The organism is Dongia deserti, assembly GCF_003574735.1.
Classification (GTDB): Bacteria; Pseudomonadota; Alphaproteobacteria; order Dongiales; family Dongiaceae; genus Dongia_A; species Dongia_A deserti.
Genome location: NZ_QORW01000014.1, coordinates 68,478 through 81,581, shown reverse-complemented (window position 1 = coordinate 81,581; position 13,104 = coordinate 68,478). Strand labels below are relative to the sequence as shown.

General features: G+C 64.9%; 11 protein-coding genes. 3 read left to right on the top strand and 8 right to left on the bottom strand.

Going from position 1 to position 13,104, the window contains the following annotated elements; all coding sequences use genetic code 11:
• The 8 genes from DTX69_RS20990 to DTX69_RS20955 form a co-directional block, all read right to left on the bottom strand.
• Positions 1-834 carry an ABC transporter permease gene (locus DTX69_RS20990; protein ID WP_119303518.1) on the bottom strand — a complete coding sequence of 278 codons (834 nt, stop codon included), beginning with the start codon at positions 832-834 and terminating at the stop codon, positions 1-3.
• On the bottom strand, positions 824-1,765 hold the full coding sequence (locus tag DTX69_RS20985; RefSeq protein ID WP_119303517.1) for an ABC transporter permease: 942 nt from the start codon (positions 1,763-1,765) through the stop codon (positions 824-826). Before DTX69_RS20985 ends, DTX69_RS20990 begins: the two co-directional genes overlap by 11 nt.
• Before the next feature lie 181 nt (positions 1,766-1,946).
• A complete protein-coding gene (locus DTX69_RS20980) occupies positions 1,947-2,972 on the bottom strand; it encodes an ABC transporter ATP-binding protein (protein ID WP_119303516.1) in 1,026 nt (341 codons plus the stop codon).
• A 93-nt stretch (positions 2,973-3,065) separates the two neighbouring features.
• Positions 3,066-4,226: an ABC transporter substrate-binding protein gene (locus DTX69_RS20975; RefSeq protein WP_119303515.1), complete on the bottom strand. Its 1,161-nt coding sequence runs from the start codon at positions 4,224-4,226 to the stop codon at positions 3,066-3,068.
• A gap of 217 nt (positions 4,227-4,443) precedes the next feature.
• On the bottom strand, positions 4,444-5,508 hold the full coding sequence (locus DTX69_RS20970; protein ID WP_119303514.1) for a CobW family GTP-binding protein: 1,065 nt from the start codon (positions 5,506-5,508) through the stop codon (positions 4,444-4,446).
• A 6-nt stretch (positions 5,509-5,514) separates the two neighbouring features.
• Positions 5,515-6,579 carry a COX15/CtaA family protein gene (locus tag DTX69_RS20965; protein WP_284735963.1) on the bottom strand — a complete coding sequence of 355 codons (1,065 nt, stop codon included), beginning with the start codon at positions 6,577-6,579 and terminating at the stop codon, positions 5,515-5,517.
• A 100-nt stretch (positions 6,580-6,679) separates the two neighbouring features.
• Complete coding sequence (locus DTX69_RS20960; RefSeq protein WP_119303598.1) at positions 6,680-7,117, bottom strand: cytidine deaminase; 438 nt, start codon at positions 7,115-7,117, stop codon at positions 6,680-6,682.
• A gap of 68 nt (positions 7,118-7,185) precedes the next feature.
• Complete coding sequence (locus DTX69_RS20955) at positions 7,186-9,225, bottom strand: NADH:flavin oxidoreductase (RefSeq protein WP_119303512.1); 2,040 nt, start codon at positions 9,223-9,225, stop codon at positions 7,186-7,188.
• A 256-nt stretch (positions 9,226-9,481) separates the two neighbouring features.
• Between DTX69_RS20955 and DTX69_RS20950 the strand changes: the two genes are divergently transcribed.
• Genes DTX69_RS20950 through DTX69_RS20940 form a run of 3 tightly spaced genes read left to right on the top strand, consistent with a single transcriptional unit; the run spans position 9,482 to position 13,033 of the window.
• Entirely contained in the window at positions 9,482-10,645 is a 1,164-nt protein-coding gene (locus DTX69_RS20950; RefSeq protein ID WP_119303511.1) for an isovaleryl-CoA dehydrogenase, read from the top strand.
• Positions 10,645-12,252: a carboxyl transferase domain-containing protein gene (locus DTX69_RS20945; RefSeq protein WP_119303510.1), complete on the top strand. Its 1,608-nt coding sequence runs from the start codon at positions 10,645-10,647 to the stop codon at positions 12,250-12,252. The genes DTX69_RS20950 and DTX69_RS20945 overlap by 1 nt, the downstream gene beginning before the upstream one ends.
• Positions 12,253-12,256: 4 nt before the next feature.
• Positions 12,257-13,033 (top strand): enoyl-CoA hydratase/isomerase family protein, encoded by a 777-nt coding sequence (locus DTX69_RS20940; protein WP_119303509.1) that lies wholly within the window; start codon positions 12,257-12,259, stop codon positions 13,031-13,033.
• Positions 13,034-13,104 lie beyond the last annotated feature (71 nt).

The following is a 13,104-nucleotide window of genomic DNA, read 5'->3' as shown; positions in this document are numbered from 1 at the left end:
CTACTTCCCGCTGCCAGCCACGTCCTGCGTGTCCCGGGTCAGATAGTAGGCCACGAGGATCGGCCCGAAGGTGATCACCATCACGATGATGGCGGCGACGTTGGTGACCGGGCGCTGGTGCGGGCGGACCAGTTCCCGGAACATCCAGATCGGCAGGGTCGTCTGCTGGCCCGCGGTGAAGGTAGTCACGATGATCTCGTCGAACGACAGAGCAAAGGCCAGCATGCCGCCGGCGAGCAAGGCCGTCGCCAGGTTCGGCAGGATCACATGGCGAAAGGTCTGCAGCGAATTGGCGCCGAGATCCATCGAGGCCTCGATCAGCGCCGGCGATGAGCGGCGCAGGCGCGCGATCGCGTTGTTGTAGACCACCACGATGCAGAAGGTCGCGTGGCCGGCCACGATGGTCCAATAGCTGAAGGGAATGTCCGCCAGATCGAAGGCCGCGCGCAGCGAGATGCCGGTCACGATGCCTGGCAGCGCGATCGGCAGCAGGATCAGCAGGGTGATCGATTCCTTGCCGAAGAAGCTGAAGCGGTACATTGCCGCCGCCGCAAGCGTGCCAAGGATCAAGGCCGCGATCATGGCAATGAAGGCGACCGAGACCGACAGCCACAAGGCGCTCCACAGATCCGCCCGCCCAAAGGCGACGCCGAACCAGCGCGTGGTGAGGCCGGGCGGCGGGAAGGAATAGCTCTGATCGTCAGTGGTGAAGCCGTAGAGCACGATGAAGAGGATCGGCAGATTCAGGAACAGCACCGCGAACCAGGCGGCGGCGCGTAGGCCGGCATTGGCGCGCGGCGTTGCGCGATCCGCTGCGAGAGCCTTAGAGCGCATCGAAGGCTCCGAACCGTTTGGCGATGGAGAGATAGACCGCCATGATGATGATCGGCGCCATCGCGAAGGCGGCAGCCATCGGGATGTCGCCGGCCGTCCCCTGGAACTGATAGACCGCCTGGCCGATGAAGGGCCGAGAGGAGCCGATCAGCTGCGGGATGATGTAGTCGCCGAGGGTGAGCGAGAAGGTGAAGATCGAGCCCGCCGCAACGCCGGGAATGGCGAGCGGGAAAATCACCTTGCGGAAGGTCTGGCTGGGCTTGGCGCCGAGATCGCTGGACGCCTCGATGAAGGAGCGCGGCACGCGCTCCAGCGCCGCCTGCAGCGGCAGGATCATGTAGGGCAGCCAGATGTAGACGAAGGTAATGCAGGTGCCGATGTAGGAGGTCGAGAGCGAGGAGCCTTGCAACGCCGGCAGGTACTCCTGCGACAGGATCCAGTCCAGCAGCCAGCCCAACCCGAGCTCATTGAAGGCCCAATGGATCACGCCCTCCTTGGCCAGGATCAGCCGCCAGGAATAGACGCGCACCAGGTAGTTCGACCAGAGCGGCAGCATGACCGCGACATAGAACAGCGCCTTGGTCTTGCCTGTCGCGTAGCGCGCCATGTAGTAGGCGATCGGAAAGGCGATGATGCCGCTGATGATGGTGACGACGGTTGCCATGCCGAGCGTGCGGCCGATGATCGAGAGATTGACCGCACTCAACAGGCGCCCGTAATTGTCGAGCGTCGGCTCGTACACGACCTGCCCGGTGAAATCGTCGAGCTGGAAAAAGCTCTGCGCCAGGAGCGCGAACAACGAGCCGAGATAGACGACGCCCAGCCACAGCAATGGCGGCAGCAGGAACACAGCCAGCAACAGATTGGGCCGCAGGTAGAAGTAGGTGGAGAGGCGGCTGGTGAAGCTGGGGGCGAGGGTGGCAGCAGTCATGGCGCCACACTCCACTCTGTCATCCCGGCCGAGCCCCGCAGGGGCGCGGAGCCGGGGCCCATGTGGCCCATCAGTGTTCCGGCTAAATCGCATAGGCCCCGGATCAGATCGCCGCGCGCTGGCGCGCGCGTCGACTGTCCGGGGTGAAAGAGGGGGGTAAGCGCTTCGTACATCGCCGCTCTCACCCTGCGAACGTCATCAAATGCCGGCGGTCCCACCAGAGCGTGACCTTCGTGCCCAACTCGGGGGCGTAGTGGGTGCCGCGGTTCTGCTGCATGACGGCGAGGTGGCCGCCGCCGGGGAGGCGGATGTCGAAGCGGGTGTTGGCGCCGAGATAGAGCAGGCTTTCCACCTCGCCCTCGATCGTCATGGCGTTATCAGGCGTGGCGCTGCCGGCGGGCGCCAGATGGATCTTCTCCGGGCGGATCGAGCAGGCGCGCGCAGCGCCGGTCACGGCGGCGGCTGCTTCGCCCTGCAGCAGATTGCTGACGCCGACAAAGCCGGCGACGAACTCGGTCTTGGGATTTTCGTAGAGCTCGGCGGGCGAGGCGATCTGCTCGACCTTGCCCTGATTGAACACGGCAACGCGATCGCTCATGGACAGCGCCTCGCCCTGGTCGTGGGTCACGTAGATAAAGGTGATGCCGACCTGGCGCTGGATCGCCTTCAGCTCCACTTGCATCTGCTCGCGCAGCTTAAGATCGAGCGCGCCCAGCGGCTCGTCCAGCAGCAGCACGCTCGGCCGGTTCACGAGCGCGCGCGCCAGTGCCACGCGCTGCCGCTGGCCGCCGGACAATTGCGAGGGTTTGCGCACGCCGAAGCCGGCGAGCTTCACCATCGCCAGCATCTCCTCCGCGCGCTTGGCGCGCTCCGCCGCTGATACTTTCTTGATCATGAGACCGTAGGCGACATTCTCCGCCACGTTCATGTGGGGGAAGAGCGCATAGTCCTGGAATACGGTGTTGACGTCGCGGTCATAGGGCGGGACGCCGGCCATGTCCTGCCCATGGATCGTCACCACGCCGCTGGTCGGCTGCTCGAAGCCGGCAATCAGGCGCAGGCAGGTGGTCTTGCCCGAGCCGGATGGCCCCAGCATGGCGAAGAACTCGCCGTCGAGGATATCGAAGCTGACGTCATCGACCGCCTTGACCGCGCCGTAGTGGCGCGACACGGCGCGGAAGGACACGGCGATCGAGGTCTGGGGCATCGCTTCGATGTGAGTTGGGACCAGGTGGATAGAGTCGGGGCGGATCGTCGCCGATCCGCCCCGGTTAGATCAAGTCCGGCTGGAGCAAAGCGATCAGCTTCCGCTTTGCACCGCCTGATAGGCAGCCACCCAGTCGCGATAGGACACGCACTCCCGGCCGCCTCCGCAGTCGCGCACCGGTGTCTTCCAGAAATAGATGCGCTTGAAATTCTGGATGCCGTTGGTCTTGCAGCCCTGCTCCGTCAGGATGGGGTCCTGGCAGGCCGCGGGCACGGCGGGGACGCTGCCGAACCAGGCGGCGGTGCCGGCCTGGGCATTGTTCGACAGCGAGTGGTTGAGCCACATGTAGGCGCAGTTCGGGTGCGGCGCCTGAGCGTGCATCATCGTGGTATCGGCCCAGCCGGTGGCGCCTTCTTTCGGAATCGTGGAGCCGATTTTGATCTTGCCGGCGTCACGCAGGGTGTTGACCTGGTATGGCCAAGAGGTCGAGGCGACGACGCCTTCGGAGGTGAAATCGTCAACCTGCGCCGCCGCGTCGCCCCAGTATTTGTTCACGATCTTGCGCTGCTGGCGCAGCAGGTCGATGGCGGCATCGAACTGCGGCTTCGTGAGTGCGTAAGGATCGGTGATGCCGAGCGACGGATTGTTGGTCTTGAGATACAGCGCAGCGTCGGCCACATAGATCGGCCCGTAATAGGCCTGCACGCGGCCCTTGTTGGACTTTCCGTCGGGCAGCATCTGCTCCTCGAACACCACCGACCAGCTTTGCGGCGCGTTCTCGAACACGTCGGCATTGTACATGAGGACGTTGGCGCCCCACTGCCACGGCACGCCGTAATGCTTGCCGCCGACCGTGTGCCAGACCGCGCTCTGCAGATTGGGGTCGATCTTGCTCCAATCCTTGATGAGCGAGATGTTGATCTCCTGCACGGTCTTGCCGGCAATTAACCGCAGGCTGGCATCGCCCGAAGCGGTCACCAGATCAAAGCCGCCGGCATTCATCAGCGAGACCATCTCGTCGGAGCTGCCGGCGGTCTTCACTGTCACCTTGCAGCCGGTCTCTTTCTCGAAGCCGGTTACCCAGTCGTAAGCGGGATCGGATTCGCCGCGCTCGATGTAACCCGGCCAGGCCACGATCGAGACTTCGCCCTCGCCCTGACCGATGCTCGTCACCATGTCGGCGCTGGCCGCCTGGCCAGCCAGGACGAAGGCCACGGCCGTGACGGTTGCCGTCAGCTTGCTACGTTGAGACATGTTGCGTTGCCTCCTAGAGTTTTTTCCCCGTTGGAAACTCGACGACGGATCCGCAGTGGTGGGACGGGATCCTTGGCCGGACAAGGCGGCAGCGAGGCACATGAACGATGGATGCATGGAGCCGCGCCGAACCCTGACCAAGCGCCGAACGGTAGCCTGCCGCAAGTTAAATGTAAAATCCTGAAACGGATTGTGTTCTGGAAACGCAGTTCGAGCCTTAGGCCAGGAACTCCGCCATGGATTGCTCGAGCCACGTACGCTCCAGATCGCGCGTGATGAAGACGATGCGCGAGCGCCGATCCTCTCCGGTCCAGCCCGGCAGCACGGCGGGCGGATGGAACAGATGTTGAATGCCGTGGATCGCAACCGGCACATCCGATCCGGCGACGTCGAGAATGCCTTTGATCCGCAGCAGATCCGCACCGCGCATCGTGATCAGCATCTCGATCCAGTTGACGAACTTGTCCCAGTCGATCGGGCGATCATAGGTCAGGCAGAAGGCGCGGATATGATCGTCATGGCGGTTCACGTCGTTGGCATGACCATGGTCGTGGTGATCATGGCCGTTGTGATGATCAGCCTGTGCCTCGGCGTAGGCCTCTTCCTTCAGCCAGCGCGACACATCGGGGCTTTTTTCGGCGGGATTGTAGAGGCCCGCATTGAACAATTGTTCCGCCGCTACAGCCCCGTGTGCGACTGGCAACAAAGACGCCGCGGGATTCAAGCCCCGCAGGCGTGCCTCCAGCGCCTTGCGATGATCGGCATCGGCCAGATCGATCTTGGTCAAGACAAGTCGGTCTGCCACCGCCGCCTGCTTCACCGATTCGAACTGGCGGTCGAGTTGGCTCATGCCGTTGACGGCATCGACCGTGGTAACGACCCCGTCCAGCCGATAGAAGGCGCTGAGCAAGGGATCGCCGATCAGGGTCTGCAGGATCGGCGCGGGATCGGCGAGGCCGGTCGTCTCGATCACCAAGCGCTTGAAGCGCGGCACCTCGCCCCGCTCGCGCCGCTTGTAGAGCCGGCGCAGCGTATCGATCAGGTCGCCGCGGATCGAGCAGCACAGGCAGCCCGACGACATCAGGATGGTGTCTTCCTTCGCCTCCTCGACCAGCAAGTGGTCGAGCCCGATCTCGCCGAACTCGTTGATCACCACGGCGGTGTCCGCCATGTCCGGCTGCAGCAGCAGGTTCTTGAGGAGCGTCGTCTTGCCCGAGCCCAGGAAGCCGGTGATCACCGACACCGGCAGCCGTTCGAGCTCTGGTGCCTCGGCTTCGCTCATGGGCGACTACGCCTTCGCGCGGCGCAGGCCATGCAGCGCGTAGAGGCCAAGCGAGAACAGGATGAACCCGCCGGCCTGATGCGCCACCGCCAGCGGCAGCGGCACCACCAGCATCAAGGTAGCGATGCCGAGTGCCGCCTGGCCCAGCAGGCCGAAGGGCAGATAGTAGAAGCGCCGCTTCAGGCCTTCATCAAGCTCGGCGCGACGCGCGCGCACCACCAGCGAGATCAGCGCGATGGCGACAAAGCCGGCGACGAGACGATGCAGGAATTGCGCCGTCACCGGATTCTCGAAGAAGTTCACCCACCAGGGGGACTGGAAGAACAGGTCCGGCGCGATCCAGTGATCACCCATCATCGGGAAGTTATTGTAGACGAACCCGCCATCGAGGCCGGCGACGAAGCCGCCGATCGCGATCTCCAGCGTGATGACCGCCATCATGATCCGGCCGTGCCGGCGCAGGAGCCGATGATCCATGGACACGCGGGCTGGAGAGAGCAGGTCGAGGGCGCTCCACAGCAGCGCGGCATAGATCACCAAGGCGAGCAGCAGATGCGCGACCAGACGATACTGGCTGACGTCGGTGCGGTCGGCAAAGCCGCTCGCCACCATGATCCAGCCCACCAGGCCCTGCAGGCCGCCCAGGACGAAGATCGCCAGCAGGCGCTTCGTCCGACCACGCATCTGACCCCGGACCCAGAACCACAGGAACGGCAGCAGGAAGGCGACACCGATCAGCCGCCCCCACAGCCGGTGGACATATTCCCACCAGAAAATGGACTTGAACCCCTCCAGGGTCATGCTGGCATTGACCTGCTGGTACTCGGCTATCTGCTGGTAGAGGGCGAAGACCCGGTGCCACTCGGCGTCATTCAAGGGCGGAATCGCACCCATGATCGGCTGCCATTCCATGATGGAGAGGCCGGAATCGGTCAGGCGCGTGATGGCGCCCAGCATCACCTGCACCAGCACCATGCCGGCCAAGGCCAGCAGCCAGAGGCCAACGGCGCGGTCGGCCGTGGCCGGCCGCGCGGCGGTTGCGCCGATGGGTGCGGTCTGGACGTAGGACACGGGGGTTGCGGGCCTCTCGCCTCTCAAATTCCGGCGCGGACCATAGCTCTTGGCGGCCCCGATTGGCAGCCGAAAAATGGCGGGGATTGTCGCAGGTGGCCTAGGGATGCCGCCGATACTTGGCGGGCAGCAACTCCTCAACCGGGACTCGGACGTGGACATCGTCGCGCATCAGGATGACGGCCGCCCCAGGCGCGAAGTCCGTCAGCATCTCCCGGCAGATCCCGCAGGGGGAGACTACCTTGCAGTCCTGGTGCTGCTCCCGCGGGCGGGGGTGGCGGACGGAGACGATGGCCGCGATGCCCTTTTCCCCGCCGGCCATGGCCGCGCCAAGTGCGACCGCCTCGGCGCAGACCGAGGCGCGGCCGACATAGGTGTCGAGGTGCAGGCCGGTGTAGACCCGGCCGGACGCGCCCCGGACCGCGCTGGCGATGTGGTGGCGGTTCTCGAGGTAGCGCTGCTCGATGAGGGTCTTGGCGGTGCCGATCAGCGTCTGATCGTCGGCCGTGATCGGGGTTCCGGGGAATGGCTTGTTCATGGGCCCGACACTGCGGTGCCGCGGGAGGCGCCGTCAAGCCGCCCTCAAAGACCGCGTGCCCAGAAGGGTCAAAACTGGAGGCAGAGCCGGAGCGAGTCGTAGATCGCGGCGTGGATGTTGCGGCTGCTGACCGCGTCGCCGACCCGGAAGAGCTGGAAGCGACCGTCCCGGTTCCGGACTAGAGTCTGCGGCCGGTTGGCGATCAGGACGTCGATGTCGATCTCGCCGCGGTTGGAGGATTGCTCCTTGAGGGCGAAATAGATCTCGGCCGCAGGCAAGGTGCCGTGCTCGGCAATCACCTGGTCGGTGCGACGCTCGGTCTCCGACTTGTCGTAGTCGTTGGTGAGGACCGCCACCAGCTTGTTGCCGTCGCGCCTTATGCCTTTGAGGCGGTGGTTAAGGGTGAAGGCCGTCTTGGCGGCGTAGAGCTTCTTGAAATAGGCGGGGTAGTTGATCCCGCCGACATCGACACCGGCGGCGCGTTCCGGAGAGACGTACTCCAGCTTGCCGCCGTGATCGACGACGAACTCTGCCAGGGTCAGGCCTTCATGCGCGCCGTGGTCGTCGAACACGAGGACCTCCGGCGCGACCGGCACCTGGCCGGCCAGCACATCCCATGGACTGGTTGCGAGCTCCGCGCCGAACTTGAGGCGGCCGGCGAAGGGTAGGCCGCCGGTCGCGATCACCACGATGTCCGGAGCCTCCGCCAGCACCTCCGGCGCCTCGGCATAGGCGTTGTAACGGCAATCGACGCCGAGTTGCTCTATCTCCGCCGCCAGCCAGTCGACGATGCCGATGATCTCGCGCCGGCGCTGCAATTTCGCAGCGAGGAGGATTTGACCGCCCGGCTTGTCGGCGGCCTCGAACAACACGACCTTGTGCCCGCGCGCGGCGCTGACGCGCGCCGCTTCCAGGCCTGCGGGACCGGCGCCGACCACCACCACCTTCTTCTTGGCACCCGTGGTAGGCGAGATGACGTGGGGCACGGTCTGTTCGCGGCTGGTGGCCGGGTTGTGCAGGCACAGGGCCTCCATCCCCTGGTAGAGGCGGTCGATGCAGTAGCCGGCGCCGACGCAGGGCCGGATGCGTTGCTCCTCGCCGCGCAGGATCTTGGCGACGATGTGGGGGTCAGCCATGTGCGCGCGCGTCATGCCGATGAGGTCGACCGCGCCGGAACTGATCGCGTGCCGCGCGGTCGCGACATCGTTGACGCGCGCGGCCTGCATCACCGGCAGCTTCACCAGCTGCCGCACTTCGCGCGCGAGGTCGAGATGCGGGCCGGCGGGCGTGCCCATACCGGGGATGACGTGGGAGATCGATTCGTCACTGCCGATGTAGCCCTGGATCACGTTGATGAAGTCGATCAGGCCGCTTTCCGCCATGCGCTGCGCAATTTCGAGGCCATCCTTCCTGGTGAGGCCGTTCTCGATGGTCTCGTCCGCCACCATGCGCAGGCCGACGATGTAGTCGTCGCCGACTTGGCGCCGAATCTCGCGCAACACGTTGAAGGAGAAGCGCAGGCGATTCTCCAGCGTCTGGGTGCCGTACTCGTCCGTGCGCTGGTTGGTGTTCGGGGACCAGAAGGCATCGAACAGGTGGCCGTAGGATTCGATCTCGATCCCGTCCATGCCGCCTTCGCGGCAGCGGCGCGCCGCGGCGCCGTAAGCTGAAACCACCCGCTCGAAATCCCAGTCCTCCATCTCCTTGGGGAAGGACCGATGCGCCGGCTCGCGCACCGGCGACGGCGCGATGACCGGCAGCCAATTTTCCTTGGCCCAGGAGGTGCGGCGGCCAAGATGCGTGATCTGGACCATCGCTGCCGCACCGTATTTGTGCACGCCGGATGTCAGCTCCTTGAACCAGGGGATAATGGCGTCGCTGCCAACATAGAGATTGCCGAAGGCTTGGGGCGAATCGGGTGCCACGATGGAGGAGCCACCGATCATGGTCATGGCGATGCCGCCCTGGGCCTTCTCCTCGTGATAGAGCCGGTAGCGGGTCTTGGGCAGCGCCTCCTCGGAATAAGCCGGCTCGTGCGAGGTGCTGATGACGCGGTTGCGGAGCGTCAAGTGCTTGAGCTGGAACGGCTGCAACAACGGATCGGCCATGCGACGCAATTCTCCCAGAATGAGGCGGCGACTCTAGGCGAAGGCCCGCCGGTCCTACAAACCGGATTCGACCACCAAGTCGCGCGAAAAAGCAAAACGTCGCTTGACCACGCTTCCCACGCAACCTCGTTGCGCCACATGGTCGGGCTAAAGGCCAAAGCTTGCGCGGTATCCACCGCCCTTGCCGCCGGCCCCTGCCCGTCTAGAATGCCGGCTAAGGGGCACGCCATCCAAGCACCCGCCGGGAGGAGTATTCATGGAATTGCGATCCCTCGACTTCGACCTGGGCGAGACGGCCGAGGCGTTGCGCGAGAGTGTCCGGTCCTTCGCAGAGGCCGAGATCGCCCCGCGCGCCGCCGAAATCGACCGCCAGGACGACTTCCCCGCCGATTTGTGGCGCAAGTTCGGCAATCTCGGCCTGCTCGGCATCACGGTCGAGGAGGAGTATGGCGGCGCCGGGATGGGCTATCTGGAGCATGTCATCGCGCTGGAGGAGATCTCCCGCGCCTCCGCCTCGGTGGGCCTCTCCTATGGAGCGCATTCCAACCTGTGCGTGAACCAGATCCGCCGCAACGGCACCGATGCGCAGAAGCGCAAGTATCTGCCCAAGCTGATCTCCGGCGAGCATGTGGGGGCCCTTGCCATGAGCGAGCCGGGCGCCGGCTCGGACGTCGTCTCCATGCGGCTCAAGGCCGAGCGGCGCGGCAACCGTTACGTGCTCAACGGCACCAAGATGTGGATCACAAACGGGCCCAACGCCGACATCATCGTGCTCTATGCCAAGACCGATGCCGACGCGGGGCCGAAGGGCATCACCACCTTCATCGTCGAAACCAAGACCAAGGGATTTCAGGTCGCGCAGAAGCTGGACAAGCTCGGCATGCGCGGCTCCAACACCGGCGAGCTGGTCTTCGACGAATGCGAGGTGCCGGCGGAGAACGTGCTGCAGGCCGAAGGCAAGGGCGTCAATGTGCTGATGAGCGGCCTCGACTACGAGCGCGCCATTTTGGCCGCCGGGCCGCTTGGCATCATGCAGGCGGCGATGGATGCGGTCGTGCCTTACATCCACGACCGCAAGCAGTTCGGCCAGCCGATCGGCACTTTCCAGCTGATGCAGGGCAAGATCGCGGACATGTATTCCACGCTCTCGGCCTGCCGCGCATATTGCTACGCCGTGGCGAAGGCATGCGACAAGGGGCAGATCACGCGCAAGGATGCCGCGGGCGTTATCCTCTATTGCGCGGAGAAGGCGACCTGGATGACGCTGGAGGCGATCCAGTGCCTGGGCGCCAACGGCTATATCAACGATTATCCGACGGGACGCCTGCTGCGCGACGCCAAGCTCTACGAGATCGGCGCCGGCACCAGCGAGATCAGGCGCATGCTGATCGGCCGCGAAATCTTCGAAGAGACGGCCTGATGTCCATCCTCAAAAGCGAGATCGACACCCGCTCCGACAACTTCCAACGCAACCACGCCGCCATGCAGGCCCAGGTCGACGACCTGAAGCGCCTCGTCGAGCGCATCAAGCTGGGCGGCGGCGAAGCGGCGCGCACCAAGCATTTGAGCCGCGGCAAGCTGCTGCCGCGCGACCGCATCCGCTGCCTGATCGATGCGGGCGCGCCCTTCCTCGAGCTGTCGCAGCTCGCGGCTTATGACGTGTATGAGGACGACGTGCCGGCGGCGGGCATCATCACCGGGATCGGGCGCGTGTCGGGGCGCGAATGCGTCATCGTTGCGAACGATGCGACGGTGAAAGGCGGCACCTACTATCCGATCACGGTCAAGAAGCACCTGCGGGCGCAGGAGATCGCCAAGGCGAACAACCTGCCCTGCATTTATCTGGTCGATAGCGGCGGCGCCAACCTGCCGAACCAGGATGAGGTGTTTCCCGACCGCGATCATTTCGGGCGCATCTTCTACAACCAGGCCACCATGTCGGCCGCGGGCATTCCGCAGATCGCGGTGGTGATGGGATCGTGCACCGCCGGCGGTGCCTATGTGCCGGCGATGTCGGACGAGAGCATCATCGTCAAGAACCAGGGCACGATCTTTCTCGGCGGTCCGCCTCTGGTGAAGGCCGCGACCGGCGAGGTGGTGAGCGCGGAGGAGCTGGGCGGCGCCGATGTGCATTCACGCCAATCGGGAGTCACCGATCACTATGCCGAGAACGACCGGCACGCGCTGGAGATCGCGCGCTCGGTCGTCGCACATCTCAATCGCACCAAGTCCGTGTCGGTGGACGTGGCGGCACCCGAAGAGCCGCTCTACGATCCACAAGAGATCTACGGCATCATCCCCGCCGATCCGCGCCAGCCCTATGACGTGCGCGAGGTGATCGCGCGGCTGGTGGACGGCAGCCGGTTCGACGAGTTCAAGAAGCTCTATGGCACGACGCTTGTCTGCGGCTTCGCCCGCATCTGGGGCTATCCGGTTGGGATCGTCGGCAACAACGGCATTCTGTTCTCCGAATCCGCGCTGAAGGGCGCGCACTTCTTGGAGCTGTGCGCGCAGCGCGGTATCCCCCTGCTGTTCCTGCAGAACATCACCGGCTTCATGGTGGGCAGGAAATACGAGGCCGGTGGCATCGCCAAGGACGGCGCCAAGATGGTGACGGCGGTCTCGTGTGCGCAGGTGCCGAAGCTCACCATGCTGATCGGCGGGTCGTTCGGCGCGGGCAATTATGGCATGTGCGGCCGCGCCTTCTCGCCCCGGTTCCTGTGGATGTGGCCGAACGCGCGCATCTCCGTGATGGGCGGCGAGCAGGCGGCGAACGTGCTGGCGCAAGTCAAGCGCGATGCCATGACGGCGCGCGGCCAGGACTGGCCCGATCACGAGGAGGACGAGTTCAAGGCGCCGATCCGTGCGCAATACGATGCGCAGGGCCACCCCTATTTCGCCGGCGCGCGATTGTGGGATGATGGCCTGGTCGATCCCGCCGATGCGCGCATGACCTTGGCGCTGGGACTTTCCGCCGCGCTCAACGCGCCGATCGAGCGCACCCAGTTCGGCATTTTCCGGATGTAACGCCATGTCGTATCTTCAGATCGAGAAGGCGGACAAGGTTGCAACGGTGCGGCTCAACCGGCCGGACAAGCACAATGCGTTCGATGAACACCTGATCGCCGAACTCACGCAGGCGTTCCGCGACGTTGCGAGCGATGCTTCGGTGCGCGTCGTCGTGCTCGCCGCCAATGGCCCGAGCTTTTCCGCCGGCGCCGATCTCGATTGGATGAAGCGCATGTCGGCGATGGGTCGCGCGGAGAATGAGCGCGACGCGTTGGCGCTGGCGGACCTGATGGAGGCGATCGATCGTTGCCCCAAGCCGGTCGTCGCCATCGTGCAAGGAGCCGCGTTCGGCGGCGGTGTCGGCCTTGTCGCCTGCTGCGATATTGCGATCGCGAGCACCAGGGCCAGCTTCTCCCTCTCGGAAGTGCGGCTCGGGCTCATTCCCGCGGTTATATCGCCCTATGTCGCCGCCGCGATCGGGCCGCGCGCTTGCCGGCGGTACTTCCTGACCGCGGAGCGATTCGATGCCGAGACGGCAGAGCGGCTGGGCTTGGTGCATCGTGTGATGGAGCCGGAGGCGCTCGGAACCGCGTATGATGAAATCGTCGCGCATCTGCTGAAGAGCGGGCCGAATGCATTGGCCGCAGCCAAGGATCTGATCCAGCGCGTCGCCTTCGCGCCAATGAATGACGACCTGCGCCGCGACACCGCATCGCGCATTGCGGATGCACGCGCGTCCGCCGAGGGCAAGGAAGGCATTGTCGCTTTTCTCGAGAAGCGGAAACCGAATTGGAGCTGAGGGTAAGGCGATTTGCATATGGTTCGACGCATGCGCGCTAATCCCCTCCCCCAGTTGGCGGAGGGGGAATC

Bases quoted from the DNA above. Each gene is read 5' to 3' on its own strand.
- DTX69_RS20990 (WP_119303518.1), bottom strand. From the start codon at position 834: ATGCGCTCTAAGGCTCTCGCAGCGGATCGCGCAACGCCGCGCGCCAAT.
- DTX69_RS20985 (WP_119303517.1), bottom strand. From the start codon at position 1,765: ATGACTGCTGCCACCCTCGCCCCCAGCTTCACCAGCCGCCTCTCCACC.
- DTX69_RS20980 (WP_119303516.1), bottom strand. From the start codon at position 2,972: ATGCCCCAGACCTCGATCGCCGTGTCCTTCCGCGCCGTGTCGCGCCAC.
- DTX69_RS20975 (WP_119303515.1), bottom strand. From the start codon at position 4,226: ATGTCTCAACGTAGCAAGCTGACGGCAACCGTCACGGCCGTGGCCTTC.
- DTX69_RS20970 (WP_119303514.1), bottom strand. From the start codon at position 5,508: ATGAGCGAAGCCGAGGCACCAGAGCTCGAACGGCTGCCGGTGTCGGTG.
- DTX69_RS20960 (WP_119303598.1), bottom strand. From the start codon at position 7,117: ATGAACAAGCCATTCCCCGGAACCCCGATCACGGCCGACGATCAGACG.
- DTX69_RS20955 (WP_119303512.1), bottom strand. From the start codon at position 9,225: ATGGCCGATCCGTTGTTGCAGCCGTTCCAGCTCAAGCACTTGACGCTC.
- DTX69_RS20950 (WP_119303511.1), top strand. From the start codon at position 9,482: ATGGAATTGCGATCCCTCGACTTCGACCTGGGCGAGACGGCCGAGGCG.
- DTX69_RS20945 (WP_119303510.1), top strand. From the start codon at position 10,645: ATGTCCATCCTCAAAAGCGAGATCGACACCCGCTCCGACAACTTCCAA.
- DTX69_RS20940 (WP_119303509.1), top strand. From the start codon at position 12,257: ATGTCGTATCTTCAGATCGAGAAGGCGGACAAGGTTGCAACGGTGCGG.